This window comes from Streptosporangiales bacterium (assembly GCA_009379825.1).
GTDB lineage: Bacteria > Actinomycetota > Actinomycetes > Streptosporangiales > WHST01 > WHST01.
In genome coordinates this window covers 32,993-39,789 of the sequence record WHTA01000053.1, presented here as the reverse complement: position 1 = coordinate 39,789, position 6,797 = coordinate 32,993, and the positions used below count along the sequence as shown (strand labels likewise).

The following is a 6,797-nucleotide window of genomic DNA, read 5'->3' as shown; positions in this document are numbered from 1 at the left end:
GTACCTCAGTGTCGCCACGACGGAGCAACGCACCGAGCAGGCGGTGCGTGAGCACGAGGAGATCCTCACCGCGTTGCGTGCCGGTGACGTGGAGCAGGCCAAGGACGCCATGCGCCGACATCTCGCCGCGAGCGAGGAGTCTGCCGTACGCGCGCTGCAGTGACGCGGCGGCGTCAGTCGCCGAGAGCGCTTTCGACCAGGCCGCGCAGCTCGTCGTCGGAGATGTCGTCGGCGTCGGCCGGTCGCAGCCGGATGGTCCCTTTGCCGCTCGAGAGCTGCGGATGGCGGTCGGTGAAGCCGCCGTCGCGCTCCTGGTCCCAGCCGTAGATCGAAACTCCGTGCTTCCACACCCCGACGTGCAACCGCCGCCGCCCGACCCGGTAGGTGGGCAACTGGTACGACAGCCCCAACGCGGCGTCCGGGTACGCCCGTACGACCAGCCGGTGGATGCGGTCGAACAGCGGCCGGTGCTGCGCAGCGATGGCGTCGACGTAGGCACGCGCGGCGGTGTCCGTCGCCGCATCGAAGAACCGTACGAGCACCGGGGCGAGCGCCTTCGGGTCGACCAAGTGGGTCTGGCCGTCGAGCACCTCTCGCTGCGCGCGCGGGACGGCGGCAGCAATGGCGTCCGCGGCCAGGTCGAAGAAGTCACCGCCGCCGCTCACGAACGACTCCGGGCTCGCGCCGCCGGTCGCCACCAGCGTCGGCCTGGTGATGGTCGCCAGCCGGTCGACCGGTGGGCGGCTGTCGCCCAGGCACGCCGCGTCGTAGGCGAGCGTGTGCGCGATCGCCTCCAGGCCCGGCCAGATCGTCGACTGCCGCGCTCCCGCGACCATGTCGTCGGACGCGCCTACCAGCCGCATGAACAGCTCAGCCGCGTCACCGCGCCGATCGTCGGCGAGCAACGCGGTGAGCCGCTCGACGTACTCCTGCTGCTGTCGTGGCCCGTCGTCGGCCATGTTGTACGGCACCTCGTACACCGCGAGCCGGTCGACGGCAGTGCCGGCGGCCGTCGCCGTCAGCGCGAGTGCGCCACCGGAGGAGAGGCCGTACAGGTGCGCCAGTCCGCCGGCCTCGGCGACCAGCGCATCGATGTCCTCGACCTCGCGTTCCACGGCGTACGGCAGGGTGTCGCCGCTGTCGCCCCGGCCGCGCCTGTCGTAGTTGTAGACGGTGAAGTGCGCTGCCAGCTCGGTGGCCAGGGGCGCGTTCTTCGAGCGGTCGTTGAACGCGCCACCGACCAGGACCACGGCCGGTCCGCTGCCGAGCCGGTCGTACGCGATCGGCGTGCCGTCCTTCGACGTGACCGTGTGCATCGGATGCCTCCTCACGGCAAAGCTACCGGTGGCCACCGACCCGGCGCTGGACCTCCTCGGCCGTCTCGACGACGTGGGCGGCGAGCTGTTGCTCTGCGACCGGCGGCACCTCGTCGGCCGGGTACGTGACCGCGACGCTGGCGAGTGGGTGACCCGTGTGGTCGCGCACGACGGCGGCGGCCGAGCTGAACCCCTCCGTCACCTCGCCGTCCTCGGTCGCGTAGCCACGGCGGCGTACGTCGACGAGGAGGTTCCGCAGCGCGGTCGGCGAGCGTGGGCCGAGCCCGCGGCGGGTGGTGAACGCCGAGACGTCGGGGAAGAGTGCACGTACCTGTTCCGCGGGCAGCGCAGCGAGGATCGCCCGGCCACTGGCGGTGAGGTGCGCAGGTAGCCGCACACCGACGTCGGTGACCAACGGCGGTCGCCCGAGCGCCCGCTCCTCGATGACGTAGATGACCTCCCGGCCGTGCAGCACGACGAGGTGTGCGTTGTGCCCGGCGCGGTCCACGAGCGCAACGAGCGGCATCCGGGCGAGCCGCTGCAGTGGCGCCTGCCTGGTGTAACCGGTGCCGAGCTCGTACGCACCGACGCCGAGCGCGTACCGCTTCTCGTCGGCGAGGTGGGTGACGAACCCTTCGGCGACCAGGGTGGCGAGCAGGTGGTACGTCGTCGAGCGGGGCAGCCGCAGGTCGCGCGCGATGGCCGCGGCAGGGACGGGTGCCGCCTGCCTCGCCAGGTACCGGAGGATGGTGAGCACCTGACTCGCCGCAGGAACCGGTGGCACGACGTTTCCTCGCCGGTCAGCCGAGCACGGCGCGGGCCAGCTCGTCGTCGGTCACCAGCGTCGACACGTAGCCCGCACGTACGGCACCCACCGTCGCCTCCGCGCGGTACGAGCCGTAGCTGGTCACGATGCGCTGCGGCACCCCGCGCAGCTGCTCGCCGGTGATCCCGACGACGCGCTCCTCCAGCGACGTGACGACGGTGTTCCCTTCCGCGTCGAAGAGCCGGCCGCAGACCTCGCCGCAGGCACCCTGGTCGCGTGCGGCGCGGCGCAGGTCGTCCTCCACCTCGTCGTAGATGGTGGACGCGGACGGCCGCCACGCGCCGACGGAGGTGACGGTCAGGTCGAGCTGCTCGACCATCTCCAGCGCCGCGGCGATCTGCGGCTGCTTGCGCAGCCCGGCCGCCGTACCCGCATCGTCGACGACGAACGGCGCGTAGACGGGGTGCGCCGTCCCGCCTGCGACTGTCGCGATCCGGCGCACCAGCTCCACCGAGCCCTGGTGCTCGGGTGGCAGGTGCAGGGCGCCGCCCAGCTGCACCACCGTGCAGGGCTGCAGCTTGCGCAGCTGGCCGGCCATGTACTCGATCGCGCGGCTCCACGCGACGCCGACGACGTCGCCCTCGTGGATCAGGTCGCCGAGCACGTCGCCGAGCGTGGAGCCGATGTGCCGCAGCGACGACGCGTGCGAGTCGCGCTGTGCCTCGATGACGACGGCGCGGGGGAGTCCGAGCTCCGTCTGTAGTGCGGCGCTGAGCTCGCGGTCCACCCGTCCCGGTGAGGTGATCTCGATCCGCACGATGCCCCGCTGGCGGGCCTCGGTGAGCAGCCGCGCGACCTGGAACCTGCTCAGGCCGAGCTCCTTGGCGATGTGCACCTTGGACTGGTCGTCGAGGTAGTAGCGGCGGGCGATCGACGTCGCCAGGGCAGCTTCGTCCCAGTCGGCGATCGCCTTGCGTTCCGCGTCCGAGGCGCCGGGCGCCGGATCGTCCTGCTTGGCCAAGGACTCCTCCATGCTCCGCGCCGACCTGTTGACCACTCCGTGGACCACCAGTATGGTCGACCCCATATGTGAGCATGAAGCCCTCATTTGAGAGCCGCATTGGGGCGGTCATGGACACGAGCACGACAGCTGCGAACGTCTCGCCGCCCTCGCCACGGCGCGCGGTCACCGCGTCGTTCAGCGGCGCGTTCATCGAGTGGTACGACTTCTACCTGTTCGGCACGGCGGCAGCGCTGATCTTCCCGAAGCTCTTCTTCCCCCGAGTCGTCCCCGACGGCAGGGGCCATCGCGTCGTTCGGCGCGTTCGCGGCCGGCTTCCTGACGCGCCCGCTCGGCGCCATCGTCTTCGGGCACTTCGGCGACCGGATCGGGCGCCGGATGATGCTCATGCTGACCGTCTCCATCATGGGGTCCTGTACCTTCCTCATCGGTCTGCTGCCGACGTTCGACCGGCTCGGGACCTGGGCGGCGGTGCTGCTGGTCGGCCTGCGCATCGTGCAGGGGCTCGGTATCGGCGGCGAGTTCGGCGCGGGAGCCCTGGTGGCGCTGGAGAACGCGCCCCGTGGCCGCAGGGGCCTGATGGGCAGCCTGCACCAGGTGGGTACCCCGGCCGGCCTGCTGGCGTCCACCGGGGTGTTCGCCCTGATGCAGCTGCTGCCTGACGACGCCTTCGCCGCGTACGGCTGGCGCATCCCGTTCCTGCTCAGCGGCGGGTTCCTCGCCGTCGCGTTCTACATCAGGAAGAACCTGCCGGAGACCAGGGCGTTCCAGGTCGACCGCCAGGAGACCAGGAAGTTTCCGCTGCTCGCGCTGCTGCGCGAGCACCCGAAGAACATCGCGCTCGCCACCGGCGCACGGATGGCCGACGCGGTCACGTTCAACGTGATCAACGTGTTCGGGATCGCCTACGCGACCAAGCATCTCGGCCTGCCGAACGAGGTCATGCTCACCGGCTTCACGATCGCCGCCGCCGTCGAGATAGCCGCCATCCCCGTCATCGGCACCATCTCCGACCGGGTCGGCAGACGGCCGGTCTACCTGACCGGCATCGTCATCTGCGGCATCTTCGGGATCGCGTACTTCCCGTTGCTGGCAACGGGTTCGACGATCTTGGCCTGGCTGGCCATCGTGGTGATGCTCGCCTTCGGCACCGGATGCATGTTCGCGATCCAGGGCACGCTGTTCGCGGAGCTGTTCGGCACGAAGGTCCGCTACACCGGTGTCGGTGTCGCCTACCAGGCGTCCGCGCTGCTCGGCGGTGCGCCGACGCCGATCATCGCCACCGCGCTCGCGGCCTGGGCCGGCAACTCGTACTGGCCTGTCGTCGGCTATCTGGCGGCGCTGTGCCTGCTCAGCCTCGTCTGCATCGTCGTCGCGGGCGAGACGTACAAGAACAACCTCACCACGGAAGCGAAAGCCGGTGCAGCGAAGGAGTCACGTGCAGGATAGGCCGAACATCGTCTTCGTCATCACCGACCAGCAGCGGTTCGACACGATCGCCGCACTCGGGTACGAGCACGTCGACACCCCGAACCTGGACCGCCTCGTCGACGAGGGCACGACGTTCACCCACACCTACGTGACATCGCCGTCTTGCGCGCCGTCGAGAGCGAGCCTGTTCACCGGGCTCTACCCGCACACCAACGGCGTACTGCGCAACGACGACCCGTGGCAGCGCTCGTGGGTGGAACTGCTCGCCGAGCAGGGCTACAGGTGCGTGAACGTCGGGAAGATGCACACCTACCCGTACAAGACACCGATGGGTTTCCACGAACGGCACGTCGTGGAGAACAAGGACCGTGACCATCCCAGCCTGCCGTTCTTCCTCGACGACTGGGACAAGGCGCTGTGGGCACGCAACGTCCAGAAACCCAGCAGGGTGACGTACCGCGAACGCGACGACTACGACGAACGGCTCGGCGCGTTCGAGTGGGAGCTGTCCGAGGACTTGCACTCCGACAACTTCGTCGCGAACCTGGCGAGCCTCTGGTTGGAGCGCTACTCGGGCGACGAACCGTTCTTCCTGCAGATCGGGTTCCCAGGACCCCACCCGCCGTACGATCCGCCGGCGCGCTACGTGGACAAGTACCGTGACCGCGACCTGCCGCTGCCGAAGCGCACGCCGGACGACCTGGCTGCACAACCGTCGGCGCTGCGGGAGCTGCGTGAGCACCACCAGGCGAACGACCACGACGCCGTCGTCCATCTCGCCGACCCGACCGACGACCAGCTGCGGCGCCAGCGTGCCCACTACTACGCGAACGTCACGTTGATCGACGAGCAGGTCGGTGCGATCCGTGCCGCCCTGGAGGCGCGTGGCGTGCTCGACGACACCGTCATCGTCTTCACCTCCGATCACGGCGACTGTCTCGGCGACCACGGCCACAGCCAGAAGTGGACGATGTACGAACCCAGCGTGCGGGTACCCGCCATCGTGTGGGGTCCTGGCCGGGTGCGCGCAGGGCAGCAACTGCACGGGCTGACGTCGTTGATGGACCTCGGCCCGACCGTCCTCGAGCTCGCCGGCGTCACGCCGCCGGCGTGGATGCAGGCCGAGTCACTGCTGCCGGCGTTGCAGGGCTCGCCGTGGTCCGGGCGCGAGCACATCTTCGGCGAGCACGCCCGACCTGATCCTCACCGGCACCGAGATGATGACCATGGTGCGCGACGACCGCTGGAAGCTGGTCGAGTTCGTGGACAGCGGCGAAGGCCAGCTCTTCGACCTACGCAACGATCCCGACGAGGAACGCGACCTCTGGAGCTCCCCCGAACACGCCGATGTCAGAGCTCGCTTGCTCGACGCCGTCCGCAACTGGCGCACCGAGACGGCCCTGCACTCGGCCGACTGGTCCCGCCCCTTCCGCTGAGCTCAGGTACGGCATCGGAGGTCATGGACGGCGACTGCCGCCCGTTGGCCGGAACGCAGTGCGGCGTCCATGGTGGCGCCGTGTGCGTCGGTGTGTTCACCTGTCCCGCGAGCACCATACGTCCGTGCGTGTGCTTGAGGGTACGCACGTGGTCGTCGGTCCAGCCGACCAAGCGGGTGGAGTACGAGCCCTGGCTCCACTGTTCCGCGCCCCAGTGGGTGAGCAGCGCGGGCCGTTGCGCGGTCACGTCCGGACGGATCGTCGCTGCCGCCTCGGCCCAGCGCGCCGGACCGTCGCCGACACCGAGCTCATCGAGGACGGTCGAGCCGCCGGCGAAGGCGTTGAGTGCCGCCTCCGGCAGTGCGTCGCTACCGAGCCGGTTCCACGTCCACCACGGCCCACCGGCCTGGACGCTCCTTGGTGTGGCCCCGGCACCGATCGGCAGGTGCAGCTTCGCCGCGTCCCCGAAGCCCAGCGTGCCGAGCGCGTCGTCGAGTTCGCCCGTGAGCGCCGGTGACACGTCGACCCGGGTGACAGCAGTGCCGGTGCGTACGGGTTCCGGGAGCGTCCGCGCGAGCTCGATGGCGATGCGCTGGTTCCCACCGGCGGCGTGCGTCGCGTACCAGCGAGCGCTCACCGAGTCGAGCGGGAACGTCGTCGAGGTCGCCAGCCGCCGGTGCGCGGCAGCACCCGCCGGTGCGGTCAGCACGTACGCATAGTCCTCGGCGACGGAGAAGTCCGCGCTACCGTACGCCAGTCTGGTGGTGATCGTCTCCCCGACGTCGCGTGCCGCTTCCGCATCCGGCACGTCGCCGTCGGCCGGCTCA

The 6,797-nt window shown here is 70.1% G+C and carries 6 protein-coding genes and 1 pseudogene; 3 read left to right on the top strand and 4 right to left on the bottom strand.

The window, feature by feature from the left end; all coding sequences use genetic code 11:
- Nucleotides 1-163 (top strand): FCD domain-containing protein (locus tag GEV07_21750; protein MQA05235.1); only part of this gene is annotated, 163 nt, incomplete at its 5' end.
- 10 nt (nt 164-173) lie between these two features.
- Here the strand turns inward: GEV07_21750 and GEV07_21745 are convergent.
- From GEV07_21745 to GEV07_21735, 3 genes are read right to left on the bottom strand one after another with little or no spacing between them, the layout of a single operon-like run.
- Nucleotides 174-1,316, bottom strand: a complete 1,143-nt coding sequence (locus GEV07_21745) for an alpha/beta fold hydrolase (protein MQA05234.1) — start codon at nt 1,314-1,316, stop codon at nt 174-176.
- A gap of 22 nt (nt 1,317-1,338) precedes the next feature.
- A complete protein-coding gene (locus GEV07_21740) occupies nt 1,339-2,100 on the bottom strand; it encodes a helix-turn-helix domain-containing protein (protein ID MQA05233.1) in 762 nt (253 codons plus the stop codon).
- 16 nt (nt 2,101-2,116) lie between these two features.
- On the bottom strand, nt 2,117-3,190 hold the full coding sequence (locus GEV07_21735) for a DeoR family transcriptional regulator (protein ID MQA05232.1): 1,074 nt from the start codon (nt 3,188-3,190) through the stop codon (nt 2,117-2,119).
- Between the two features lie 198 nt (nt 3,191-3,388).
- On the opposite strand from GEV07_21735, the gene GEV07_21730 reads away from it, so the two are divergent.
- Together GEV07_21730 and GEV07_21725 are read left to right on the top strand one after the other, a co-directional pair.
- Nucleotides 3,389-4,552 (top strand): MFS transporter, encoded by a 1,164-nt coding sequence (locus GEV07_21730; protein MQA05231.1) that lies wholly within the window; start codon nt 3,389-3,391, stop codon nt 4,550-4,552.
- Nucleotides 4,542-5,970: pseudogene (locus GEV07_21725) on the top strand (sulfatase-like hydrolase/transferase). The gene GEV07_21730 and the pseudogene GEV07_21725 overlap by 11 nt, the downstream one beginning before the upstream one ends.
- On the opposite strand, the gene GEV07_21720 reads toward GEV07_21725, so the two are convergent.
- The gene (locus tag GEV07_21720) at nt 5,885-6,778 is read right to left on the bottom strand and encodes a hypothetical protein (protein MQA05230.1); all 894 of its coding nucleotides are present in this window, start codon (nt 6,776-6,778) and stop codon (nt 5,885-5,887) included. The pseudogene GEV07_21725 and the gene GEV07_21720 overlap by 86 nt on opposite strands.
- Nucleotides 6,779-6,797 lie beyond the last annotated feature (19 nt).